22 protein-coding genes are annotated in these 25,436 nt (G+C 54.8%); 15 read left to right on the forward strand and 7 right to left on the reverse strand.

Going from position 1 to position 25,436, the window contains the following annotated elements:
• Positions 1 to 6 precede the first annotated feature (6 nt).
• Positions 7 to 1,095 (forward strand): PQQ-dependent sugar dehydrogenase, encoded by a 1,089-nt coding sequence (locus LGT44_RS11925; RefSeq protein ID WP_230332657.1) that lies wholly within the window; start codon positions 7 to 9, stop codon positions 1,093 to 1,095.
• A 107-nt stretch (positions 1,096 to 1,202) separates the two neighbouring features.
• Here the strand turns inward: LGT44_RS11925 and secB are convergent, their stop codons facing one another.
• Together secB and LGT44_RS11935 are read right to left on the reverse strand one after the other, a co-directional pair.
• Positions 1,203 to 1,676: a protein-export chaperone SecB gene (secB, locus tag LGT44_RS11930; protein ID WP_145469816.1), complete on the reverse strand. Its 474-nt coding sequence runs from the start codon at positions 1,674 to 1,676 to the stop codon at positions 1,203 to 1,205.
• 39 nt (positions 1,677 to 1,715) lie between these two features.
• The gene (locus LGT44_RS11935; RefSeq protein ID WP_145469817.1) at positions 1,716 to 2,129 is read right to left on the reverse strand and encodes a rhodanese-like domain-containing protein; all 414 of its coding nucleotides are present in this window, start codon (positions 2,127 to 2,129) and stop codon (positions 1,716 to 1,718) included.
• A 296-nt stretch (positions 2,130 to 2,425) separates the two neighbouring features.
• Between LGT44_RS11935 and gpmI the strand changes: the two genes are divergently transcribed.
• From gpmI to LGT44_RS11970, 7 genes are all read left to right on the forward strand, one after another.
• Positions 2,426 to 3,970 carry a 2,3-bisphosphoglycerate-independent phosphoglycerate mutase gene (gpmI, locus tag LGT44_RS11940; protein ID WP_230332656.1) on the forward strand — a complete coding sequence of 515 codons (1,545 nt, stop codon included), beginning with the start codon at positions 2,426 to 2,428 and terminating at the stop codon, positions 3,968 to 3,970.
• A gap of 1 nt (position 3,971) precedes the next feature.
• Positions 3,972 to 5,096 (forward strand): murein hydrolase activator EnvC family protein, encoded by a 1,125-nt coding sequence (locus tag LGT44_RS11945; protein ID WP_186435969.1) that lies wholly within the window; start codon positions 3,972 to 3,974, stop codon positions 5,094 to 5,096.
• An 81-nt stretch (positions 5,097 to 5,177) separates the two neighbouring features.
• Positions 5,178 to 6,557 carry a S41 family peptidase gene (locus LGT44_RS11950; protein WP_145469819.1) on the forward strand — a complete coding sequence of 460 codons (1,380 nt, stop codon included), beginning with the start codon at positions 5,178 to 5,180 and terminating at the stop codon, positions 6,555 to 6,557.
• Positions 6,558 to 7,394 (forward strand): divergent polysaccharide deacetylase family protein, encoded by an 837-nt coding sequence (locus LGT44_RS11955; RefSeq protein ID WP_230332655.1) that lies wholly within the window; start codon positions 6,558 to 6,560, stop codon positions 7,392 to 7,394.
• Between the two features lie 125 nt (positions 7,395 to 7,519).
• Positions 7,520 to 7,816, forward strand: coding sequence for a c-type cytochrome (locus tag LGT44_RS11960; RefSeq protein WP_145469820.1), 297 nt, complete (start codon positions 7,520 to 7,522; stop codon positions 7,814 to 7,816).
• 2 nt (positions 7,817 to 7,818) lie between these two features.
• On the forward strand, positions 7,819 to 9,240 hold the full coding sequence (locus LGT44_RS11965) for a D-arabinono-1,4-lactone oxidase (protein ID WP_230332654.1): 1,422 nt from the start codon (positions 7,819 to 7,821) through the stop codon (positions 9,238 to 9,240).
• A gap of 332 nt (positions 9,241 to 9,572) precedes the next feature.
• Positions 9,573 to 10,286, forward strand: coding sequence for a substrate-binding periplasmic protein (locus LGT44_RS11970; RefSeq protein WP_230332653.1), 714 nt, complete (start codon positions 9,573 to 9,575; stop codon positions 10,284 to 10,286).
• Positions 10,287 to 10,615: 329 nt separating this feature from the next.
• Here LGT44_RS11970 and LGT44_RS11975 read toward each other — a convergent pair whose 3' ends face one another.
• The 3 genes from LGT44_RS11975 to LGT44_RS11985 all read right to left on the reverse strand — a co-directional run bounded on the left by LGT44_RS11975 (position 10,616) and on the right by LGT44_RS11985 (position 13,519).
• Positions 10,616 to 11,299 (reverse strand): tRNA-uridine aminocarboxypropyltransferase, encoded by a 684-nt coding sequence (locus LGT44_RS11975; protein ID WP_230332652.1) that lies wholly within the window; start codon positions 11,297 to 11,299, stop codon positions 10,616 to 10,618.
• 73 nt (positions 11,300 to 11,372) lie between these two features.
• The gene (locus LGT44_RS11980; RefSeq protein ID WP_230332651.1) at positions 11,373 to 12,152 is read right to left on the reverse strand and encodes a TIGR01458 family HAD-type hydrolase; all 780 of its coding nucleotides are present in this window, start codon (positions 12,150 to 12,152) and stop codon (positions 11,373 to 11,375) included.
• A 119-nt stretch (positions 12,153 to 12,271) separates the two neighbouring features.
• The gene (locus tag LGT44_RS11985) at positions 12,272 to 13,519 is read right to left on the reverse strand and encodes a cytochrome-c peroxidase (RefSeq protein ID WP_145469825.1); all 1,248 of its coding nucleotides are present in this window, start codon (positions 13,517 to 13,519) and stop codon (positions 12,272 to 12,274) included.
• A gap of 227 nt (positions 13,520 to 13,746) precedes the next feature.
• Here LGT44_RS11985 and LGT44_RS11990 point away from each other — a divergent pair, with 227 nt between their 5' ends.
• Genes LGT44_RS11990 through LGT44_RS12010 form a run of 5 tightly spaced genes read left to right on the forward strand, consistent with a single transcriptional unit; the run spans position 13,747 to position 20,301 of the window.
• Entirely contained in the window at positions 13,747 to 15,231 is a 1,485-nt protein-coding gene (locus LGT44_RS11990) for an imelysin family protein (protein ID WP_230332650.1), read from the forward strand.
• On the forward strand, positions 15,221 to 16,771 hold the full coding sequence (locus LGT44_RS11995; protein WP_230332649.1) for a di-heme oxidoreductase family protein: 1,551 nt from the start codon (positions 15,221 to 15,223) through the stop codon (positions 16,769 to 16,771). Before LGT44_RS11990 ends, LGT44_RS11995 begins: the two co-directional genes overlap by 11 nt.
• An 11-nt stretch (positions 16,772 to 16,782) precedes the next feature.
• Positions 16,783 to 17,997: a DUF1513 domain-containing protein gene (locus tag LGT44_RS12000; RefSeq protein WP_230332648.1), complete on the forward strand. Its 1,215-nt coding sequence runs from the start codon at positions 16,783 to 16,785 to the stop codon at positions 17,995 to 17,997.
• A 7-nt stretch (positions 17,998 to 18,004) separates the two neighbouring features.
• On the forward strand, positions 18,005 to 19,090 hold the full coding sequence (locus LGT44_RS12005; RefSeq protein ID WP_230332647.1) for an imelysin family protein: 1,086 nt from the start codon (positions 18,005 to 18,007) through the stop codon (positions 19,088 to 19,090).
• 32 nt (positions 19,091 to 19,122) lie between these two features.
• Positions 19,123 to 20,301 (forward strand): porin, encoded by a 1,179-nt coding sequence (locus LGT44_RS12010; protein WP_230332646.1) that lies wholly within the window; start codon positions 19,123 to 19,125, stop codon positions 20,299 to 20,301.
• A 102-nt stretch (positions 20,302 to 20,403) separates the two neighbouring features.
• Here the strand turns inward: LGT44_RS12010 and LGT44_RS12015 are convergent, their stop codons facing one another.
• Both LGT44_RS12015 and LGT44_RS12020 read right to left on the reverse strand, forming a co-directional pair.
• On the reverse strand, positions 20,404 to 21,369 hold the full coding sequence (locus tag LGT44_RS12015) for a magnesium transporter CorA family protein (RefSeq protein WP_230332645.1): 966 nt from the start codon (positions 21,367 to 21,369) through the stop codon (positions 20,404 to 20,406).
• A 95-nt stretch (positions 21,370 to 21,464) separates the two neighbouring features.
• Positions 21,465 to 23,906, reverse strand: coding sequence for a DNA polymerase II (locus LGT44_RS12020; protein ID WP_230332644.1), 2,442 nt, complete (start codon positions 23,904 to 23,906; stop codon positions 21,465 to 21,467).
• A gap of 52 nt (positions 23,907 to 23,958) precedes the next feature.
• On the opposite strand from LGT44_RS12020, the gene LGT44_RS12025 reads away from it, so the two are divergent.
• Positions 23,959 to 24,303: a pentapeptide repeat-containing protein gene (locus LGT44_RS12025; protein WP_145469832.1), complete on the forward strand. Its 345-nt coding sequence runs from the start codon at positions 23,959 to 23,961 to the stop codon at positions 24,301 to 24,303.
• 162 nt (positions 24,304 to 24,465) lie between these two features.
• Entirely contained in the window at positions 24,466 to 25,260 is a 795-nt protein-coding gene (locus tag LGT44_RS12030; protein ID WP_145469833.1) for a Crp/Fnr family transcriptional regulator, read from the forward strand.
• The last annotated feature ends 176 nt before the right edge of the window (positions 25,261 to 25,436 follow it).

A 25,436-nucleotide genomic window follows, 5' to 3' on the forward strand; every position in this document is an offset into this window, starting at 1 on the left:
ACCGCCATGAAATTCCTGCTGCTGATCGCTACCCTCCTTACCCCGCCGCTGCATGCAGCAAGCACCCACGAAGTACTCACCGACAAGCTCAGCCGCCCCTGGGGCATGGCCTTTGTCGCACCCGGCCAGCTGTTAATCAGTGAACGCAGCGGCCAGCTTAAATTATTCGATACCGGACAGCGGCAACTGCAGGCAGTACAGGGGGCCCCTGAGGTGTGGTTCGATGGTCAGGGAGGGCTTTTGGACGTTGCCACTGCCGCCGACTATCAGCCCGGCGGCTGGATTTATTTCACCTGGAGTGCGCCGCTGCCAGAGAATCGGGCCGCCACCGCGCTGGGCAGGGCCCGTCTTGATGTCAGCCAGCAGCCCCTGCACCTTACAGACTGGCAGACACTGCTGATCAGCCAGTCAGCGAGCAGCAGCGGCCAGCATTTTGGCAGTCGCATTGCCTTCGATGCACAACACGTATTTTTCAGCATCGGCGACAGAGGCGAGCGCGACAACGGCCAGCGCCTGGACACACACGCCGGAAAAATTCTGCGCCTGACCCATAACGGCAATATCCCCGCCGACAATCCCTTTATCAATAAACCCGGAGCCCTGGCAGAGATCTGGAGTTACGGACACCGCAATCCGCAGGGCCTGGCATACGATGCTGCCAACCAGCGTCTGTGGGCGATTGAGCACGGGCCGCGCGGCGGGGATGAAATCAATCTCATCATAAAAGGCCACAACTACGGCTGGCCGGTTGTGTCGTGGGGAAAGGAATACTGGAACCCAATGTATGTCGGCGAGACCCGCAGCCGCCCGGATATGACCGACCCGGTCAAGATGTATGACCCGTCAATCGCGCCCGGTTCGTTGCTGTTTTATCAGGGAAAAGCTCACCCGCAATGGCAGGGCAATCTGTTAGCCGGAGCGCTTAAATTAACTCACCTGAACCGCATCACACTGGCCGGAACCCCGAACCAGCCACAGGCCGTGGCCGAAGAGCGGCTGCTGACCGATCTGAACGAACGCCTGAGAGCGCTGGCAACCGACAGCAGCGGCAAGCTCTATATCGCCACCGACAGCGGCCGTCTGCTGCGCTATTAATAGCAGCGGTAATCCACACCACCATAAACAATAAAGGCCGCACCCTGACGGGTTGCGGCCTTTATTTCTGCTGCGCAGAATTATCTGCGTAACGGCAACCACTCAGCTCAGTGAGTCGTTTCCTGCTCGGCAGACTCTGCCTGAGCCTGCTGAGCTTCCTGCTGCATACGCTGCTGGAACAGGGCATCGAAGTTAATCGGTGCCAGCATCAGTGCCGGGAAGCCACCTTTCACCACCAGGCTGTCGATGCTTTCACGCAGGTAAGGGAAAAGGATGTTCGGGCACATGGCACCCAGCATCGGCTTCAGCTGTTGCTCAGGAATGTTCACCATGGCAAACAGACCGGCCTGTACCAGCTCAACCAGGAAAGCGGTTTCGCCATCATTGGTCGCGGTAACGGTTACCTTAACAGACACTTCGTAGTGGTTATCATCGAGCTTACGCGCACCGCTGTTCAGATCCAGTTTGATCTCTGGCTTCCACTCTTTGGTGAAGGCCTGTGGTGCATTAGGAGCCTCGAAAGAAGCATCTTTGATGTAAATACGTTGCAGAGCGAACTGCGGCTGTTGATTGTCGGCCATGTCGTAACGTCCTTCTGATTATTATGCGCCGGAGCAGCCTCAGCTGCGTACCACCGGCAGGTTCTGATTAGTCCACTCCATCATGCCGCCACTCAGGCGCACAGCGTTGAAGCCCTTTTCGCGCAGCATCTTGCCCGCCACACCGACAGTCTGGCCGGTCTTGCACACCAGAATGATCGGGCGCTCTTTATGAGCATCCAGTTCATTCAGGCGGCTGGCCAGATTGCTGTACGGAATATTCATGGCATTGGCCAGGTGACCAGCGCTGAAGTCTTTCTTGTCGCGGATATCCAGCACGACGGCGTTTTCTTTATTGATCATTAATGTGGCCTGAGCGGTCGATACCGTCTGGCCGCTGCGCCGGCTGTTGTCCCACAGCAGAGCCGCCAAAAATGCGCCCCAGATAGCCACCAGCTCGATGTGGTTGCCCACAAATTCAAATAGACGATCCATAACTACTCATCATCACCCGAAAAAAGAAGGCGGCAGTATAGCGTCTGCCTGCCCGCGGAACCACCGGACTGTTCAGGTAAGTAAAGAAGGTCAGAAAACAGCACCTGCCCGCCCGCGGAACCACCGCCCAGACCGGCCATTGCACACAGACCGGCTCTGCCTGCCGCCGGCACTATCGCAGCGAGAGATAAAATCAATGGCTGAGCACGATTTTTGCCTGCTCAGCAGGGCGACGAGCGCCGTGTTTTTTAGGTACAATGGCGGACTTTCGTGGCAACGTAACCGAGTCTGTTTTAATGAAATCGCGTCCTGTACCTACTGCTCTGATCATTCTCGATGGCTGGGGCTATCGTGAAGAAACCGCCAACAACGCCATTGCCAACGCCAATACCCCAACCTGGGACCGTCTGCTCAAGCAGTACCCTAACGTACTGATCCAGACCTCCGGTGAAGCCGTGGGCCTGCCCGACGGCCAGATGGGTAACTCCGAAGTGGGCCATATGAATCTGGGTGCCGGACGCATCGTTTATCAGAATTTCACCCGCATCAACAAAGCCATCAAAGACAACGAACTGGCGCAGAACGAAGCGCTCTGTGCCGCCATCGATAAAGCCGTTGCCAAAGGCGGTGCCGTACACTTTACCGGCCTGCTGTCACCGGGCGGCGTGCACAGCCATGAAGACCATCTGGTAGCCCTGCTGGAAATGGCCAAAGCCCGTGGCGCTGAGCGCGCTTATGTACACGCCATTCTTGATGGCCGTGATATGCCACCACGCTCTGCCGCGCCTTCCATTAAAAAGATTGAAGACACCTTTGCCCGTCTGGGTAATGGCCAGATCGCAACTGTGATCGGCCGCTTCTTCTCGATGGACCGCGATAACCGCTGGGAACGGGTACAGGCCGGCTACGATGCCATGACCCTGGGCAGCGCCGAATTCCGCGCCGCCTCCGCCAGCGAAGCTCTGGCCAACGCCTACAGCCGTGACGAAAACGACGAGTTCGTGAAAGCCACCGTTATTGAGGGTGCCGACGGCCGTGTACAGGATAACGACGCGGTGATCTTCTTTAACTTCCGCCCTGACCGTGCACGCGAACTGACCCGCGCCTTTGTCTCCGGCGATGAATTCAAAGGCTTTGAACGCGCTGCCCGTCCGCAGTTAACCGACTTTGTCATGCTGACCGAATACGCCGCCGATATTAAAGCCAGCTGTGCCTTCCCGCCGGCCACGCTGAGCAACGGCATTGGCGAATACGTATCCAATCTGGGCCTGAGCCAGCTGCGCATTGCCGAAACCGAAAAATACGCCCACGTTACCTTCTTCTTCTCCGGTGGCCGCGAAGAAGAATACGCCGGCGAAACCCGCATTCTGGTGAAATCCCCGGATGTAGCCACCTATGATCTGCAGCCTGAGATGAGCGCCCCGGAAGTGACCGACAAACTGGTCGCCGCGATTAAAAACCGCGAATTCGACCTGATCGTCTGCAACTACGCCAACGGCGATATGGTTGGTCATACCGGCGTTTACGACGCCGCAGTAAAAGCCGCCGAGTGCATCGATGAATGCATCAGACGCGTGACCGACGCCCTGCTGGAAGTGGGTGGCGAATGCCTGATCACCGCCGACCACGGCAACGCCGAACAGATGCTGGATGACAATGGCGAAGCCATGACCCAGCACACCACAGGTCCGGTTAACCTGATCTACGTGCATGACCGTGCCGAAGCCGTACAGCTGAATCCGGGTCGTCTGTGTGACGTGTCACCAACCCTGCTGAGCATGATGGGTCTGGAGCAGCCGGCAGAAATGGACGGCAACAGTCTGGTCAGCTACGGCAACTGATATGAAATCACTGTTGCTGAGCGGCTTCTGCCTGGCGCTGTTGTGTCTGCCGGCGCAGGCCGACGACGAAGCGAAACTGGATGCGCTGAAAACCGAAATTGCCAAGCTCGAACAGTGGCTGAACTCAGCAAAAGATGAGTACAGCCAGCTGAACGATGCGCTGCGTAAATCGGATAAAGACATTGCTGAGCTGAGCAAGCAGATCGAGCAGACCCGTGCCCGCCTGCAGGAGGAGAAAGACCGCCTAAAAAAGCTCAGACAGGAGCAGGGACAGCTCCGTCAGCTACAGGACAAACACCGTCTGCACCTCGCTGAGCAGCTGCGCGCCGCCCAGCGTATCGGTTCAGAAGGGCCGCTCAAACTCCTGCTTAATCAGGATGATCCGCAACAGGCGCAGCGTATGCTGCGCTACTTCAGTTATTTCAATAACGCCCGCATTGAGCATATCAACCAGATTCTGGCCGAACTTGAACGGTTGGATAATCTCGCCGAGCTGATTGCACAGCAGGAACAGCAACTGCTGAGCACCGAAAAAAAGCTGCTGGATAAAAACCGCGAAATGGCAGCCAGTAAGCAGGAACAGCAACAATTACTGGCTAAACTCGCCGGGCAGATGAAAACCGAACAACAGCGCCTGAGCCAGAAACAGGCCGACCGCAAACGTCTGGAAGCCCTGCTTAACGAAGTTCAGACCCTGCTGGTCAACAGCCCGCGTAAAGAAGATGCCCGGCCGATTACCGCTCTTAAAGGCAAGCTGCCGCGCCCGGTCGATGGCCGTGTACTGCATGCGTTTGGCAACCGCAACAATGACAGCATGACGCGCTGGGAGGGCTGGGTGATGAGTGCACCGGAAGGACTGCCGGTGCGTGCCATTCATCATGGCCGGGTGGTGTATTCCGACTGGCTGCGCGGCTTTGGTTTAATCACCATTATTGATCACGGACAGGGATACCTGAGCCTGTATGCCCATAACCAGACACTGCTGCGCGATGTCGGAGCCTGGGTCAATCAGGGTGACAACATTGCCACCATCGGCCGCAGTGGTGGCAGTACGGAACCGAATCTGTATTTTGAGATCCGTTATAAGGGCCGCCCGCAAGACCCGGCTGCCTGGCTGAAACGATGATGTCAGCGGCGCTGCAGCCGCCTTAACAGGTTCTGACTTTTGTGCCATTCTTCAACGCATTGACCTGAATTGAGTATCCCCATGTCGTTATCTTCTGTTCTGCCCCGCCGTATTTTTCCCTGGTTTGGTTGTACTGCGGTCTGCGTACTCGCACTGGGGCTGACGCCGGTTAATGCTCAACCCGCCGAAGACAGCGCCGCCACGCCTGCTGGCAGCGAGCAGGTACAGCGTCCACAGGGCCAGCTGCCATTGCAGGAACTGCGTAATTTCACCGAAATTTTTGAGCGTATCCGCACCGCCTATGTTGAAGAGGTGGATGATAAAACCCTGCTCGAGTACGCCATCAACGGCATGCTTACCTCCCTTGATCCGCATTCGGCCTATCTGCAGCCTGAGGCTTTTTCGGATCTGCAGGAAAATACCTCGGGTAAATTCGGTGGCCTCGGTATTGAGGTGGGCCTTGAAGATGGCCTGATTCTGGTAGTCACCCCGATTGACGACACCCCCGCGCAAAAAGCCGGCATCCGTGCCGGTGATTTAATTGTTTCGCTGGATGGCGAAGCCGTGATGGGCATGAGTCTGAACGATGCTGTGGAACGTATGCGCGGCGCACCGGGTTCTGAGATTACTCTTGAAATCCGCCGTAAAAATGAAAAAGAACTGCTGACCTTTACCCTCGCCCGAGCCGAAATCAAAGTTGCCAGCGTACGCACCGATATGCTCAGCGGTAACGTCGGCTATGTGCGTATTACTCAGTTTCAGGAACACACTGGCAGTGAGCTGGCCGCCGCTATCGAAGACTGGCGCGCCAAAGGCAATCTGAACGGCATTATTCTCGACCTGCGCAATAACCCGGGTGGTGTTCTCGATGCTGCCGTAGAAGTGGTCGACAGCTTCGTCAGCAAAGGTCTGATTGTGTACACCAAAGGCCGCACGCCAAGCGCCGAAGTCAGCTATTCCGCCACCAATCACACAGCTGCAGGCGACGTGCCGGTGGTGGTACTGATTAACGGCGGTTCGGCATCCGCTTCAGAAATTGTTGCCGGTGCACTGCAGGACCATCAGCGTGCCGTGATCGTCGGTACTCAGTCGTTTGGTAAGGGCTCAGTACAGAGTGTGCTGCCAATCACCGAAGACCGTGCCGTTAAGCTGACCACCGCGCGTTATTTCACCCCCAATGGCCGCTCTATTCAGGCACAGGGCATCAAGCCGGATATCTGGGTGGAACAAAGCGAAGTAACCCCTTACGAACAGCGCTTTTATAAAGAGGCCGATCTTCCCGGCCACCTGAGCAACCCGACACGTAAAGAAGAAAAAACTCAGGATAAAAACGCTAAAACCGCCGATACAGCGACCAGTGCAGACGCCAGCGGCGAGCTGCTGAAAAAAGATTTCCAGCTGTACGAAGCTCACACCCTGCTGCGCGGCGTTACCATTCTCAGTCCCCGTCCGGAGGCCTGATTGCTGCAACGCTGCTCCCGGCTGGCTACGGCCAGCCTGCTCACCCTGCTCAGCCTGATTTCAGCCTCTGCAACCATGGCCGCTCCCCCACAGGCCAGCGCCGAGTTATTGCTGATTATTGACGATATCGGCAATAACCACCGCCTGGGTAAGCGCACGGTCAGACTGCCCGGACCGCTGAATCTCGCGTTTCTGCCGCATACGCCTTATGCCGCAGCACTGGCCGAGGATGCCTTCAGTGCGGGCCATGGCATTCTGCTGCATGCCCCGATGGCCAATGAAAAAGGCGCCCGCCTTGGCCCTGGTGCCCTGACCAGCGGTATGGATCAGGCCAGCCTGCAACAAACCCTGACCGACAATCTGGCGGCCATCCCTCATGTCCAGGGGATGAATAACCATATGGGCAGTCTGCTCACCCAGCAGCCCGATGCTATGCGCTGGGTGATGCAGATCGCCCAGCAACAGGGACTGTTTTTTATCGACAGTTTGACCAGTCCGAAAAGTGTGGCTCTGGAACAGGCCAAAGCGGCTGGCATTCCCGCTCTGGAGCGCGACGTTTTTCTCGATAATGACATCCGCCCACAGGCACTGCAGCGTCAGTTCGGGCAAGCTCTGCATCTCGCCAAGCGTCGCGGTTATGCCGTTCTGATCGGCCACCCTTATCCCGAGACACTGGACTTTCTTGCCCGCGAGCTGCCGGCTCTGGGCATCCGGAATATCCGCCTGACCCGTATTGATGAGTTTTTGCAGCAGCGTCTGTGGCAACCACTGGAAAGCCCGGCTCTGGCTCCGTCACGCTACCTGCTGCGTACCAACGGCAGCAGCCTGCAGCCCTGATAATCTTCTCCCGGCAAGACTTCCGACCGTAAAAGACTGTAAATAGCCGTGTTTTGGTACGCCACGATACTTGTACGTTAGTTTTGTTTTGGATAATCTGGGCAGGATTTTGTGAGGGGCAAATAATGATAAAAAAACTCAGCACCGGCCTGCTGCTTGTAATCGCCTGCAGTGCCAATGCCACCGATGACTACAGCAAAGAGCTGTATGATATTTATTGCACGGCCTGTCATGCCGTCGCCGCCTCCGGCGCACCACAAGCATTTACCTCCGAATGGGACGACCGGCTCGACAAGGGCATCACCACCCTGGTCAATAACGCCATTAATGGTATCGGCAATATGCCACCCATGGGGACCTGTGCAGAGTGCAGTGCCGAAGATCTGGAAGACATCATCCGTTATATGGCACAGGAGCAATAGCCGTGAATTTTGACCGTATTCAACTTAACCGTCGCAACCTGCTGAAAGCCGCCGGCGCAGGTCTGGTTGCCGCCGGTACTGCTGGCTGCAGCTCCAGCGTAAAACCTCAGGAAAACCCAGGTATCATAGGCAAAGACGGCAAGCGGGTGCTGCCATGGAGTAACTGGTCCGGTAATCAGCACTGCCAGCCGAACGAGCGCCTGGTACCACGTAACGAAGACGAACTGCTGAACATTCTGCGTAATGCCACCCAGCCTATCCGCAGTGTTGGCTCTGGTCACAGCTTCAGTGCACTGGTACCAACCGATCAGACCCTGCTGTCTCTGGCACGCCTGCGTGGTGTCGAAAACATCGACAGCGACGCGATGGAAGCCGACGTCTGGGCCGGTACGCGTTTGTCGCAGATCGGCGACAAGCTGTGGGAACACGGCTTATCCACCATCAATATGTCTGACATCGACACCCAGGCCTTTGGTGGCGCACTGGCGACCTCAACCCATGGTACGGGTAAAGAACTCGGCACCCTGTCGACCCATGTTAAAACCCTGCGCATCGCCAATGCCGCCGGTGAAATGCTGGAATGCAGCGCCAGCCAGAATGCTGACCTGTTTAATGCCGCCCGTAACAACCTGGGTGCTCTGGGCGTTGTAACCAAAGCCCGTATTCATGCCGACAAAGCCTATTATCTGAAAGAACACAGCTGGATGATGTCGGAAGACGAAGGCCTGGAACGCGCCGAAGAATTGCGTGATGCACACCGCCATTACGAAATGTATGCGCTGCCGCACAGCGACTATATGCTCGGTATTGCCATCGATAAAATTGATCCGTCCGAAATTCCGGCCGATCAGCCGGAACCCAGCGGCGATGCTTATGAAGCCTTCCGCATGATGTCGAACCTGATCGACTATATGCCATTCGCCCGCAGCTGGCTGGTGAACTTTGGCGCCGGTGGCGTGGAACCTGAAACCCGTTACGGTAAATCGCACGAGATTTTCGGCAACCTGCGCGATATCCGCTTTAACGAAATGGAATACACCGTACCGGCTGAAGTGGGGCCACAGTGTCTGCGCGAAATTCTGCAGACCATTAAAAAGCAGAATATTCCGGTGATTTTCCCGATCGAAGCCCGCTACATTAAAGGCGACGATGTCTGGCTGAGCCCGTTTTATAAGCGCGATGGTTTTGCCATCAGCTGCCATAATTTCCACGACAAGGACTACAAAAAGTACTTTGCCGCGATCGAACCGATTTTCTGGAAGTACGATGGCCGTCCACACTGGGGTAAAATTCATACGCTGAAAGCCGCTGAATTTGCCGCCCGTTATGAACGTTTCAATGACTTCCTGCGCGTACGTAAAGAAATGGACCCACAGGGACTGTTCCTGAACGACCATCTGCGTTCAACGCTGGGGATCAGCTGATTTAATAATTGCAGTAATTAATCATCCGATAACAAATAAAGCCGGCAACTGCCGGCTTTATTGTTTATCCCATCAGAAACAGATAATCCCCAGCCGAATGCGGATTTATATTCATCAATCACCCCGGGGCTGCTATACAGGCTCGCCACTTCTTATCTCCGGCACACTTCTGGTAAGCTTGGCCGATGAAATTCGTGCTATTCCGTTTATTATCAAAAATCTTTTTACCAGTGTTCAGGCTGTTATGCCCTGTTGCGCTTTTACTCACCTTTTCATCGTTAACGGTTGCGGCTGAAGTTAATCAGGAGACAGGGCAAGCCATACCGCTGGTCGTGACGTCAACGGTTCAGCCCTGGGGATTTTCTGATACAGAGAAAGCCAATAAAGGCATTCTGGTGGATTTTCAGAACTCGCTGTTTGCCCGCGCCAATATTAAGTTCAACAACCAGCTGGAGCCCTACCCTCGGGTAATTCAGGATATTGAAAAAGGCGACGCCGACATTGCTGTTATGTTTGTCAGTCCACAGGCTGAGCGTATTGCTCACTCACTGGGGTTCGTGCTCAACGAACGCATCGTTATCGTGGTAAAAGCCGGCAGTAAAGAATACCGCTCGCTGGATGATTTTAATGGCCAGAACATTGGTCAGGTACGCGGCTCAAAATATGGCCAGGCCTTTGATACTCATCCGGGCATTACCCGGGTAGCTCTGACCGATGTTGAACAGGGATTAAAAATGCTGCTGGCCGGGCGTCTGGATGCCATGGCCAGCACTGAGCATTCGCTGCTGTTTGCCATGTACAGCGCCGGTATCGATGCCGCCGCCGTTCAGCTGGCGTTGCCATTATTTACCGCCCGCGCCGACCTCTATGTCGCCCATCATGCGCTGCAGGCAGAATGGGTCAAACCATTGCGGCAGACACTGGAGGCGATGCGCCGTGATGGCAGTCTGACAAAAGCGCTGTATCAGCATAAATACTGGCCTTACGACAGCTACTGTTTCAGCGGCGGTGACTGCCTCAGCGGCCATCAGGTCAGTGGCGACTGAAACGCCCGCCAGCCTTTCAGTGGCCGTCGTACTCCGCACCAAACAACGTGCTCATCTGCCGCTGTGGCTTTTCATTAGGGCCTGTTAACACTAATTAACTAGGTCTGTTATCGGCTAAAAATTCCTCAGGCAAGGCGCTGAGAGTGTGGCCTAACGGGTTAAGCGAACGAACAGCAACGCTGGATGAGGGATTTTTAGCCATAACCCTTCGGGCTGAGGCCAGTTTTCCCCATTAACATCGTCGTTCGTCATTCATTTAGCCCGCTAATATCACTCCTCTCTCCTTGTTCTGAGAAAAACTGGCTCTCAGCAGGCATATTTACTTAGTGTTAACAGGCCCTAATATTGGCTTTACCGGCTAAATAACGCTCACGGAAAACTGCAAAATACTCTGCCAGCGCCTGCGCGGCGGCGTGGTCTTCGGCCAGTTTTAATATCTCCACACCGACCTCAGCCGTGCATAACTGATGCAGATGTGCGGCTTCGCGCAGCTGATATTCCGAACCTTTTTCCGGCTGAATACCGAGCACCGGCAGATTCTGTAAATAGGGGCTGCGGAACATTTTTTTCGCTTCACGCCAGGTGCCGTCGAGCATCACAAACAACGGAATTTTGCCCTGCTGCACGGCTGGTAATTGCGCCGGAGAATGAATACAGCGTTCGGGCTCCGCATACTGATGCGGAAACACCACAATCGGGGCATAACGCTCATCCTGCAGCAGCGCCAGTAACTCAGGGTCATGCACCGTCCGCTGCCACTGGTAGGCGTAATTATCGGCCACCACATCGGCAATCAGCCGCCCGGTATTACTCGGTTTAAAGACTTCACCGTGATACATGATAAAAACAAACGCGCTGCGGCTGCTGACTTCTGGCCGCTCGGCACAGATGCAATGGCTGACGCCCAGCAGACACTGCGGACAACGCACGGTTTTGCTGCCACGCGCCAGGAAAGCACGGCGGGATTTCGCCAGTTCCTGCAGGCGCAGGTCAGCGACAGAGTTACGATGCATTGGCGTTGTTACCCACAGGCAAATAAAGAAAAGGCGCGCATTCTACCCTGCACAGGGGCTAACGCGAAGATGGCTACAGGCTGCGCCAGAGCTCGGGTAAACCCGCTACAGAATCCAGCAGGTATTGCGGCTGCAATCCGGCACTGTCGGCGTCTTCGTCACCCGGCCGGTATTTGCCGGTACGCACCAGTGCGCCGTGAATGCCACAGGCCTGAGCGCCCAGCACATCACCGAGGCGGTCATCACCGATCATCAGGGTTTGCTCTGCCGTAACATTAAGCGCCGCCAGCGCCTGCTGAAAAAACGAGGCCGCCGGTTTCCCCATCACCAGCGCCTGCCGCCCAGTCGCGTATTCCAGTGCCTTAACAAAGGGGCCGACATCCAGCTGCAGTCCATCGGCGGCAGCGAAATAGCGCGTCATTCCTAATGCCAGCAAGGGAATATCAGGATCAGCCACCAGCACCCGGAACGCCTGATTCAGCACCTCAAAGGTAAAACCCGTACCCATATCACCGATCACCAGCGCCTCGGCATCGTCACCACCGCTCAGATCAAACATACCGAACTCGCTGTACACCGCCTGCGGTAACAGCACATGCAGACGCTGCTTACGCTGTTGCTGCAGCCACAGCCGCGCGGCAATCGGCGGGGTAAGAATATCGGCTTCGTGCGCAGCAATGCCGGCTGCCTGCAGATCGGCTGCAATACGGCTGGCGGGTTTGGAGGTGGTATTGGTTAAAAACCGGTAAGGAATGCCCTGCTGCTGCACCCAGCGCAGGCTTTGCGCAGCACCGGGCAGTGCTGCGCCTTTAAATAACAGGACACCATCGATATCAAAGAGAACCGCCTGCATAACGCCTCCTCTGCTGTTCTGTCTGCCCGTTCATCTGCGACAGAATCATCACCTGAATAAACAGACTACTACAAGCTGCAGCAGCCGGCAGAAAACTGCGTTTATCTGCTCAGCGCTTCTCAGTCACACAAACCATCATCCGGCAACAAATGTTCATAGCGGGCGTCGGTCAGGGTGCGCAGGAAGCACACCAGTGCAGTGACTTCTGTTTCCGTCAGGGTACGCGCCTGCTGCAAATCGTCGTTACTCATGTTGGCACTGATTTCCGGCTCAGCCCAGGGCAGCCCGGTTTCCGGATTTTCCGCAAAATCCGACCCGGTCTTAAAGTGATCGTAAAACTGTACCACCGTCGTCAGATCAGCAAACACGCCGTTGTGCATATAGGGGCCGGTAACAGCGACGTTTCGCAATGTCGGGACTTTAAATTTACCGCGCTGCATCTCATCCGTGACGTCCGGATTCGCCAGCAAGCCATCATCGCTGCCGCTTACTCCGCTCAGCTCACGGGCAGCGGCATTCACCGGTACGCCAATGTTGTGGTACTCGTAATTACTGAAGGTTTCCCCGCGCTGGCCCTTGGCTTTTAACTGATGACAGGCGCCACAGTTAGTGAACTGACTGAAAAACAGCGATTTTCCCTGCGTGGCTTTATCCAGCGCATCGTAAACATAGCGATTGGCATCCCCAAGCGGCAATAACGAGCGGTCGTATTTCGAATCGAAAGGGGCAAAGGTATTACTGCGCTCAAAAGCCGCAATGGCATCGGTCATTGCCGCATAGGCGGCATCAGCATCAGCGGTCAGATCCAGTCCGTACAATTGGCTGAAAGCTTCTGTGTAGTCATTATTTTCCAGCAACCGGTTAACCACGGCCGCTTTGTTTTCCATGCCCATTTCAATCGGGTTCAGTGGTGGCCCGGCAGCCTGCTGTGCCAGACCACTGGCGCGGCCATCGTGAAACTGACCACCGATATAACCGCTGTATTCCTTCAGACTGCCCGGCACAGTTTCCGCTGCGCGGGTATGGCTGCCCTGACTGAACGCCGGACTGAAGCGCGCATAAGCTGCGGTCGGAGCATTGCGATCACCAAAAGACGTGCCGTTATCGCCACGGGATACCGGGCTCACCTTGCCATCTGCGCCACTGCGGTTATCAACAAAACCATGCTCGGGGTTGTGGCAGGTCGCACAGGACTGAGTGCGGTTGGCTGACAGGCGGGTGTCATGAAACAGGCTTTCACCCAGCGCTTCTTTGCTGACAAAGGCCGGACTCTCAGAGCCGCCACTGCTGCTGCCACCACAACCGGTAATGGCTAACACAACGACAGCCAGCGATACATGTAACGGAAAAAACAACGCTTTATTCATAACCCAATCAGCCAGGTAGCAACAATTCAGACGGCAATGCTACTACAGAGAGTGTGGATATAAAATACGAATCACTCACATATAATTTCACAGTTGCAAATCATTAGCATTTACACTAGATTGCGGCCCCTGACGTTTTTTTACAGATGCGCGACAGCCAGCCCAACGTGTGTTGCCCGGCTTACAACTGTCACCGCCATTCATTTCTGCTCAAACAGGACCCGATCATGAAACTGACACAGCTTGCAGCCTGTATCGCCACCGCCACACTGTTGACCGCTTGCGGTGGATCATCCAGCGACTCAGACTCCTCCGTTATCAACCTGCCGAATGTGCAGAAGGTTCTGAATACCAATGCCGATATCGCCCTGGCCGTTTACAGTGATGCCGTCGATACCGCCATCGACCTGAAAACTGCACTGGCAACCTTCCGTGCAGATCCGACTGAAGCCAACCTGGAAGCGGCGAAGAAAGCCTGGCTGGTTGCGCGCGAACCTTACGGCCAGAGCGAAGTTTACCGTTTCCGTAACAGCCCGATTGACTCAACAGACTACAGCAGCGAAGACGGCCCGGAAGGCGATATCAACGCTTGGCCATTGGGCGAAGCCCTGATCGATTACGTCAAAACCAACAGCAGCGACTTTGGCACCGACCAGATTGGTGTCACCGCTAACAGCGCCGGCATTAACGGCAACGGCGCCATTGATGCGACCCACGCCACCAACAATGATGCTGACAATATCATTGGCAACACCAGCGTCGTGATCAACGCTGATCTGCTGGCCAATACCGCCACCGCCGATGATGAGCACGATGTGATTGCCGGCTACCACGCCATCGAATTTATGCTGTGGGGTCAGGATCTGAACACCACCGGCAACACGACTGACGGTACAGACCGTGACAGCGCCGTGAAATCTTATGTGTTTAACCACGGTGGCCAGCGTCCGCTGGGCGATTTCGTTCCGGGTTTTGATGGCACAAACACAGACTACAACGCCAACACCCTCTCCCACCGTCGTCATCAGTTTATGGCCGTTGCGGTGGATAAACTGATTGCCGATCTCGAAGCCGTACGCGATGGCTGGAAAGCCGGTGCGGCTTACCGTACAGCCTTCACCACGGTGACCACCGAAGCACAGGCCAAACAAAAACTGGCAGAAATTCTGACCGGTATGGGCACGCTGTCCGAAGGCGAACTGGCCGGTGAGCGTATGCAGATTGCCTTCAGCGCCAACTCTCAGGAAGACGAACACAGCTGTTTCTCCGATAACACTCACCGTGATATCTGGCTGGATGCAGAAGGCGTAGCCAACAGTTACTACGGTGCCTATGCCGGCTACGACAGCACACTGGACGGTACCGATAACGTCACCACCCGTGCCATTACCAATGGCTATGGTATCGACGATTACCTGCGCGATGCCGGTAAAGCAGAACTGGCCACCCGGGTCGAAACAGCGCTGACCACCACCGCAACCCACTACACGGCCATCGATGCCAAGGCCCGTGCCGGAGAACCCTTTGACGTGCTGATTATGGCCGCCAATCAGACCGCCAATAACCCGGTCTACAAAACCATCACCGCACTCAACACCCAGTCGGCACTGATTGCAGAAATTGCCACCACCCTGGGTATCAACGGTTCTGTTGTTGATCCTGACGCATCCGCCTGTGATACCAAGGACCCGCTGGCATCCTGTGACGAATAATCACCAGCCAATGAATGCATTATCGATGCTCAGCCAGCCGGGTTTTACCCGGCTGGCTTTTGTCTTTTCAGCCGTACTGAGCCTGAGTGCCTGCCAGCCTGCTGCGCCATCCGCAAACACGGCAAAGGCAGCAACACAGTCAGCTGTACCTGCATTAAGCGACAGCGAACGCCTGCCCGGTGGCATTGGCAGCAGTGCCATCATGCCTTTTGCCAGCTACGAAAAACCCGTCACTAATTTACCCGTCAATGCCAAAGCCGACTTTTTTGCCGGTAAAGCGCTGGCGCACCAACCCTGGGTAAAAGCGCCGACCGCCACCACCGCACGCGATGGATTGGGCCCGCTGTATAACGCCCGCACCTGCCTGGCCTGCCACATTAACGGCGGCCGTGGTTCGGTTCCGGCCGATAACAACAGTCCGCTGTTTAATGCCTTCCTGCGGCTAAGCCTGCCGGGGTCTGATCCGGTTGCCGGTGTCATTCCCGAACCTGTGTATGGCGATCAGCTGCAAAGCCAGTCAACCGCGCTGTCCCATCAGCTGCGCAGCAGTCAGAACGATCTGCTCAGGCCCGATGAGGTAGCACCGGAAGCCTACGTTTATCTCAACTGGCAGACCCGTTGGTTCACCTATCCCGACGGCCAGCAGATTGAATTGCGCTGGCCCGAAGCTGATATCCGCAATCTGGGTTATGGCCCGCTGCACGAGCACACACTGTTCAGTCTCAGGGTCGCGCCGCCGATTCATGGCATGGGTTTGCTGGAGTTAATTGATCAGGCCGATATTGATGCCCTGGCCGATGAACACGACCGCAATCAGGATGGTATTTCCGGCCGGGTCAATCAGGTCTGGGATGTGGAACAACAAAAAACCGTCCCCGGTCGTTTTGGCCTGAAAGCCAACCGCCCAACCATGGCGATGGTGGTCGCCGGTGCCTTTGCCAACGACGTTGGCATCAGTAACCCGCTGTTTCCGGCCCAACCCTGCACCAGCGCGCAGAGCATCTGTTTACAGCAAGCCACTGGCAACGATAAACAGGGCAATGATCAACAGGGGACCGAGCTGCCGCAAAAACTGCTGCAGCTGGTGATCAATTTCAACCGCAATCTGGCGGTGCCACAACGCCGGGATGCCGATCATCAGGACGTTATTGCCGGGCGCTCGCTGTTTTATCAGAGCGGCTGTGCGGGTTGTCATCAGCCATCGTTTGTCACCGGCGAAAGCCGCGAATTTCCTCATCTGAGTAAGCAGATTATCTGGCCATACAGCGATCTGCTGTTGCACGACATGGGCGAAGAACTGGCCGACCACCGCCCGGACTACGCCGCCAATGGCCGCGAATGGCGGACACCACCACTGTGGGGACTGGGCCTGAGCCAACAGGTCAATGGCAGCACCACCCTGCTGCACGATGGCCGTGCCCGTTCAGTCGAAGAAGCCATTGTGTGGCACGGCGGTGAAGCCCTTGGTGCACGCCAGGCCTTTGTTAATCTGCCGGCCGATGAGCGCAAGGCTCTGATCCGCTTTGTCCAATCGCTGTAAGTGGAATGTGTATGAAATCCAGATCTTCAGCTTCAACGGCGACTGACCTGCATGAACAGGGTCAGCAACGCCGCCAGACCTTAAAAACACTGCTGGCTCTGGGCCTTGCACCGGCAACCGCCGGCTTGCTCAGCGCCTGCAATAAAGCACCGGATACATCCGCTGCAGCACAGGAATTCTGGGTATCCGCCCAGGGCCGTGATAGCAGCCAGTTCGGCCTGGGCTGGGTGCAGCCCGAGGCAGGCTATGCCAGTCAGAGCGCTCATACCGCAGTCAGTGGTTTCCGCGGCCATGGCGCAGTACAGCATCCATTGCGTCCGGATTCCGTGCTGATGATTTCACGCCAGCCCGGCACCGAGTGCGTGGAAGTTAACCTGCTCAGTGGTGAGGTAACGGCCCGCTTTGCCTGTCAGCCCGGACGCCATCTGCATGGTCATGCCTGCTTCAGTGCCGATGGCCGACAGCTGTTTACCACAGAGTCTGATTTTGTCTCCGGCCGGGGAAAAATCGTGGTACGTGATGCCAGAACCTATCAATGGCTGGGGGAGTTCGACAGCCACGGCATTGGTCCGCACGAATTAAAAATGATGCCCGACGGCAACACACTGGTCGTCGCCAATGGCGGCCTGCGCACCCACCCGGACAGCGGGCGTAAAATTCTTAACCTCGACACCATGCGTTCCAGCCTGAGCTACCTGCGCGCCAGCGATGGTGCATTACTCGACGAACAAACCCTGACCGAAACCAAAGCCAGTATCCGCCATCTGGATATTGCCGCCGACGGTACCGTCGCCGTGGCCACTCAGGTGCAGCGTGCCGCCATGGCAGACAACCATATTGTTGCTCCCGGTGCAGTCCATTCTCCGGGTAAAACATTGCAGCCGCTGCCAGCCCCCGTGCCGCTGCTCAGTCAGTTTAACGACTACATGGGCAGTGTTGCCGTGCATAACGGCGAGCGCATTGCCGGCTTCAGCAGTCCGCGTGGCAACCTGGTCGCGTTCTGGCATCTCGACCGTCATGAATTACTCGGTTATCACGCTTTTCACGATGTTTGCGGCCTGACGGTAAGCCATGACCAACGCTATTTTGTGTTGTCCAATTCCGCCGGCCAGCTGCGCCGTATTAATGCCAGAACACTGCAGGAACAGCCCGACATGCGGCTGCAGATTTCTGCAATGCACTGGGACAACCACATGATTTCTTTAACCCTGAACACCACCAGTTGAGCAATCCATGAATTTTTTATTGTTTCGTTCACTCGTATTTTCTGCTGCTGCCGGATTGTTATTAACCGCCTGCGGTGGTGAACGCGTTAATGATCCGGTCACCGTCACGCAATCATCACTGGATAAAGCGTTGCAGGAACTGACCGACAACAGCATTATTCCGGCGGTTAATGATTTTGCCAGCCAAAGCGCTGCATTAACCAGCCAGACTGCGGCTTTCTGCAGCGCCCCGGATGCCGCCGGACTAACGACTCTGCAACAACAATGGCGTACGCTGGCCGACAGCTGGTATCACTTATTACCATTAAATTTCGGCCCGGCCGACGATGATCTGGTATTTCCGCCATACATTTATATCGATTCCCTGCGCCAGCGTGGTAATAACTACAGCGCCACGGTAAGAAATGAAATCAATACCCTGCTGGGCAACAGTACAGAATTAAACAGCAGCTACTTTGATAACCGTAATTTTCAGTACGTGGGATTACTGGCTCTGGAAATTGCCGTCTTTGAACGCGCTGCCGATGCCAGCAAAAACGCCACCGATATTGTTGCGGAATATCAGGCCCAGCCGCGCAAATGCGGAATTCTCACCGGCCTCAGCAACGCCCTGCAGGTGAAAGCCGATTACATCCGCAATGGCTGGACGCAGAGTCACAAAGCCACCGGCAAACCTTACCGTGAGTTATTTCTCAGTAATCAACTGGATGATGGCACCCCCGCCCTGACCCAGCTGCTGACCAGTGCGCAGGAATTTCTCGATTATTTACAACAACGCAATGTCGCCACCGTTGCCGCACAAAGCAGTGGTTACAACTGGCCGTTAATGGCCACCGCTATCGATAGCATTGAAGAAATTTTACAGGGCAACAGCGCCAGCACCCTGAGCCTGTTCTCGCTGATGACGGCCGCCGGTTACGACGCTGCGGTCAGTGCTGTACGCTCGAATATTGCAGCCGCACGGGACAACATCAGCAATCAGGATGCCCTGTTATTCAAATCCTCGGCAGCACAGCTGGATGGCAATTTTAAACGTGAAATTCCGGACGGGCTGGAAGTTGATCTGGGCATCAACTTTACCGACGGCGATTAATTATTAAATTATTTTATAAGGGCAGATAGTCAATGAAAGCCAACCTGAAAAAACACGCCGCCCTGTTAGCCGGTGCGGTCTTACTGGCCAATACACAACTGGTTCAGGCGGATGATCAGCAAACCATTATCGAGCTGCAGAAACGTATCGAACAGCTTGAGCAAAGTATGAACGAGCGCCTGAATGCGATGGCTGACAGCATGGACAGCACCCAGCAATCGTCCGGCGCGGCTAAAAAAGTGCATATCGGCGGTTATGGCGAAATGCATTACAACCATCTGGATGCCGATGGCACCGATACCCGCCAGATTGATTTACACCGTATGGTGCTGTTTTTTGGCTACGACTTCAGCGACCGCGCACGCTTTGTGTCTGAATTTGAAGTGGAACACACGCTGGTCAGCGATGGCGCACGTGGCGCGGTAGAAATCGAACAAGCCTATGTTGAACTCGACCTGATGAGCAATATGCAGTTCCGCAGCGGTGTGATGCTGATGCCGGTGGGTATGATTAACGAAACCCATGAACCACCAACATTCTACGGTGTTGAGCGTCCGGTTATTGAAACCACCATTATCCCGACCACATGGTATTCCGCCGGTATCAGCCTGACCCATCAGCTGGATAATGGCATCAGTTACGACCTGATGATTTCCGAAGGTCTGAAAACCGACGACCCGACCTACAACAGCGACGCCGATCCGTTTGATCTGAAATCCGGCAAACAAAAAGCATCTTTTGCCGATGCCTTCGATCTGGCCGTGACCGGGCGTGTCGTTTATCGCGGCAGTGCCGGTCTGGAACTGGCGGCTTACGCGCAGTATCAGCCGGATCTGGATCAGAGTGCAGAAATCTCTTATGCCGACGATGCGACACTGGTTGGCACCCATGTGATTTATCAACTGGGTGATATCACCACCAAAGCGCTTTACGCACGCTGGGATTTAGGTGGCGATGCCGCTGACGCTGCCGGTAAAGCCGTACAGGATGGTGGTTACGTTGAAGTGAATTACCGCCTGAACGAACAATGGGGATTTTTTGCCCGCCAGAGCGCCTGGTCACAGAAGGATGATATGAACGCCAGCCAGAGCGATGCCGGTGTTAATTATTATCCGGTTGAAGGCATTGTGTTTAAAGCGGATATCCAGCAACAGAGTAAAGACGCCGGTAACGCCGATGGCTTTAATCTGGGTATGGGTTATATGTTCTGATAAGAGCATCCGTCTAAAGTAAGTTCTTATAAAAATGCCGGTGCGTTTCCGCTCCGGCATTTTTTACATCCGTCAGATGGGTTCTGACGCTGCAATTCCGACTCAGAGCCAGCGCATACGCCGGAACAGCCAGAGTAATCCAACCGCCAGAAATCCCATAAAACCGAGCAGGATAAAATAGCCATCCTGAAATTTAAGCTCAGGAATATATTCAAAGTTCATACCGTAAAGCCCGGCGAGAAAACTCAGTGGTACAAAGATCGCGGTAATCACCGTCAGTACGCGCATGGTACTGTTCAGCTGATGCGAGGTAATGGAAATATAACCATCCACCAGATCACCGCAAAGATCATAAAACATCTGAGTCAGACTGTGCAGGCGCTCAAAACGATCATGCAGATCGTTAATCACATGACGCATGTTTTCATCGTCCGGGAAAAAGGCATATTCCCCGGTGCGTAACTCGTCGGTGATGTTTTTATGGTAATTAAAGGTACGGCGTAACTTCACCAGCCGTGATTTATAATTCATCAGCTCGCGCATATGCTCATCACTGCCCGCTTCTGACAGTTCATCTTCGAGCTCACCCAGACGTTCTTCAAAGGCCAGAATATTATCCAGATAGATCCCGGCCGAGGTGTGCATAATTTTCAATGCCAGCTGTGCCGGACTGCGCTGCAGATAAATACCGCCATTATCGGCCAGCAGACGATCAATACTCTGGGCAGCCTGAGGATGACGGGTCAGCAAAAAACGTTCACCGACAAAAAACGACAGCGACTGGCCGGTATAATTCAGGCCGGCATCAAAACCTGCAATACCACGGTAGAGAATAAAAATATGATCGGAAAACTCTTCCAGTTTCGGCGGATGACGGTCACGCAGGGCGTCTTTGATGGCCAGTGGATGACAACCAAAGGTCTGTAATATATCGCGTTCCTGTTCGGCATCGGCCTGCTGACTGTCAACCCAGATACGGCTTTCAGGCTGCGCCAGCCAGGCATCAATCAGCTCGGCACCGCCACTGCTGATCTGGCCCTGTGCGTTAATTAATATTGTCCTGATCACAGGTTTCTCCTTGCCGATAGGGCGATACATAAGCGTCAGAGACAAAGGTCGGGGAAAACCGCTGCTCAGTCAATGCTGTTACTGCTAGTGCCTTGTCAGAACAAAGCCATCTGCTGTCCGGCCAGGGCGGTAAAATCATCGTCGATGTAATGAAAAATAGCATCCGCCGTGGGTTTCAGCTGTTTTTCCAGATAATGATGATAATCCGCCGCAGCACCTGCACTGCCATCCGGCCAGACCGGTTCCGGGCCGTTAACCGTCCAGCGATAGGTAATCCAGCCGCCACGCTCAGCAAAACGCGAAGGTAACCCTTTTAATGCCAGCCATTGCTCCAGTTTGGCCGCGGCCTGAGCATGAGGCGGAATATTTTTCTGATACGCCGGTAATGGCCGGCGCAGACGCCGGCGATAAGTCAGCAGATGATCCAGCTTGCCGCTCAACAATCCCTGAACCTGTTCGCGCAGCCAGTCCTGATACGGTTCCTGCAAAAAAATACGGCGGTATAACTCTGTCTGAAACTGGCGCGCCAGCGGTGTCCAGTCAGAACGGACCGCTTCCAGTCCTTTAAACACCAGTTCGCTTTCGCCGCTGTTATTTTTTATCAGGCCGGCATAGCGCTTTTTGCTGCCGGTTTCTTCCCCGCGGATAGAGGGCATAAAAAAGCGCCGGTAATGGGTTTCGTATTCCATTTCCAGAAAGCTGTCGATGCCAAATTCCTGCGGCAAACGTTCAGCCCACCACTGATTCAGTTCGCGTACCAGACGCTGACCAATAACGTCCGCTTCGGCATCGCTGACACTGCGCTTGAGCCAGACAAAGACCGAATCGGTATCGCCATAAATCACATCAAAGCCCTGCTCTTCAATCCAGGCTGAGCTCTGCTGAATAATCTGATGGCCGCGCAGGGTAATGGAACTGGCCAGACGGGTATCGTAAAACCGGCAGCCATCGGAACCCAGTACGCCATAACAGGAAGCCATAATCACTTTAATAGCCTGACTCAGGGCTTTATTACCGGCTTTTTTCGCCTGCTCGCGCTTATCACCCAGTACCCGGATAAGTTCCGGCAGAATATGTTGCTCTTGATGAAACTGCGCACCAAAAAAGCCGGGCACAATATCGCGGGCTTCGGTGCTTTTTTCCGCCAGGCGCAGGCCTTCAGCCAGGCCCATAGGATCAATTTTAAAGGTGCGGATAATCGACGGGTACAGACTCTTAAAGTCCAGTACCAGCACATGCTCAAATAATCCGGGGCGTGAATCCATCACATAACCACCAGGGCTTTTTTGCGCGTGGTAACCTTCGCCAATATTCGGCGCCACAAAACCTGCGCGGTGCAGGCGCGGCAGATACATATTTTCAAACGCAGCAACCGAGCCCCCCATACGATCCATGCTGAGGCCGGTCATATGGGCACGTTCGATGGTAAAGTTCAGCAGATCAGCCTTTTCAAAAATCCGCCAGACCAGTTCGCAGTCTTTCAGGTTATAAGCCGCCAGAGCGGCTTTATCATGAATAAATAAATATTCGATATCACCGCCGCGGTCATCGCTCTGCAGCAGCTTGCTGTCACCGAGAAAATACTGGGCAACATCATTCAGGGCAAAACTCTCAAACTGCCAGGTGGCATTACGCAGCAGGTCGATGCCGTCGAGCACAACCCGGCCGGCAATATGCAGAAAAATCCGGTCAGGGTTATTGGTACTGACCCGCCAGCTTAACTCGCTACCGTCGCGGCCAATAGTGAATGGAATGTTGTGCTCGGCGCATTTGCGCCGTAAAAAATCAAAATCGAACTGAATAACGTTCCAGCCCATGATCACGTCCGGATCGTATTCGGCAATTAATTGCAGAAAACGCCGCAGCAGCGCCGCCTCATCGGCCACTAATTCAGGAGAACCGCTGTCGTCAGTAGTGGCGGCAGCATCTGAATCGCCAACCATTACCACCTGTTGCCAGTCATCGGCATAGAAGCCGATGGAAAACAGCCGGTCAGGCTCTCCGCGGCGCGGAAAAGAGGTTTCTATATCCAGTGATACGCAACGGAAAGTTGGCAGCGTGGCAAACGCCGACTGCCCGGCCGGCAATGCCCGTAAACGTCCGCTCTGCTCATGTGAAAACGATCGTTGTTCATCCGCGACCAGCCTGTCTGGCAGCTGTGCTGCGCCATAAATAAAGCGTTCCATCAGATAACGGTCGGTGGGGCGGATATCCACCTCGCGGCAAATAATGCCCTGCTCAAGTAAAACATCACGCCAGCGGTAGGTATAAGACGACGGCAGATAACAGGCGCTGGCCGGCTGTGCGGCAAAACTGTGCAGCGGCACATCGGCAATGCGCACCGGCCAGTTGAGGGTACGGGCAATATCGGCAGCACGTGCCGCATGTTCACGGTCAATAAAACACACCGCCGGCTGACGGATCTGCTGACGCACAGGTCCGCGCGCGGTATGCCACCAGAACGTCAGTACGGTGTGCAGGCCATCGTCTTGCTGCAGGTCGGTCCAGCTGCTGGTCAGCAGAAAAGCGTTGTTCATAGGGCGATCTATACTTGAAAGAACGGAGTTTACCGTAATTAAGGAATAACCTATGCCTACTCCCATCATAAGTCAGGATCCCATGTACCAGCTGCTGCGCAACGACGATGTGCAGGGCTTTAATAAAGCGCGGGAAAGTGGCAAAACCTGTGACCTGCGGGGCTGTGATCTGCGCGGCCTGGATCTGCGCAATATCAACCTGAAAGGCATCGATCTTACCGACGCCTACTTCCGCGGCGCCGACCTGCGCGGCATTGATTTCCGCGGCTGCCGTATGGATGGTGTCAGCCTCGCCAATGCCAAAATCAGTGGCTGTTATTTTCCGCCCAGCATTCCGGCCGAGGAAATTCTGCTGTCAGTCAGCCACGGCACCCGGCTGCGCGATCAGGCACAATAAACGCATTGCCGCCCGGCCTCCTGCCGACAATTCAGCCAGTTATAAACCGGAGGTTGATCTGATCGTACCTTTTGCGCAAATTCCGCAGCCGCAGGTTCAAGCCCGCGGGGTTTTGCTGTACATTCCTGAGATCAATGACAGGATTGCCCGAAGAGGCAAAATGTGGGGGATAGCATGTTTCTGGTCGGCAAACCATCAGACACCATCGAACAGCTAATTAACCGGATTTCACATCTGGTAAGACTGCTGCTGGAAGGGTTTGAACTGAGTAATACGCCCATCACACTGGAGGGTGTCGACGATCTTTATGAGCATTTCGACCGCGACCAGTTTTTTCTGATTCAGGACGGCATGCTGCATCTGAGTAAAAACGGCCAGAATCTGGTCAGCTTTGACGAAGGTGACCTGATTGGCATCATCCACTCCTTTGATCTGCCTTTACCAGTACTGCGTACCGACGAATACGTTGAACTGATCCCGATTGACCGCGACCGCTTCCTGCGCCACGTCTATTCCGATAAACGCCGCCAGCATTACTGGAGCCACTTTCTGGTGTGCCAGAACGCCCTGCTGCTGAACTATCTGGCCGATACCTTCAAAACCCAGGTACGGCCAACCGCCGGTTTTCAGAATATTCAGCCCGGCGATGTCATTATTCAGCAGGGTGATCCCGCTGAGCATGTCTACACCATCATCAGCGGTGAAGCGGATGTGTTTGTTGATGGCGTCAAAGTCGGCGATATCGGCGAAGAAGAAGTCTTCGGTGCCATGGCGGTATTTACCGGCGAGCCACGCAGCGCCACCGTCATCGCCCGCACGCCCTGCACCATTATGGCGGTGCCACAGCATGACTTTATTCTGCTGATCGAAGCTCAGCCTAAAGCCGCGGTGAATCTGATTGAAAACCTGGCGCGCCGCATCACACTGATGAATCAGCAGCTGATCGACAAAGAATAAGCACCACGCTCAGCGGGAAACAAAAAAGCCGTGACAGTTTCTGCCACGGCTTTTTTGTGCCCTGCATATGCTCAGGAAATATTTTCAAATATAAATGAGAATTATTATTGACAATGTTTTTGAGAATTATTATTGTTTGACCATCGACGTCAGAGATGGCGCCGGTGTTCTACACC

Source organism: Thalassolituus alkanivorans, from assembly GCF_020447205.1.
Lineage (GTDB): Bacteria > Pseudomonadota > Gammaproteobacteria > Pseudomonadales > Oceanobacteraceae > Venatoribacter > Venatoribacter alkanivorans.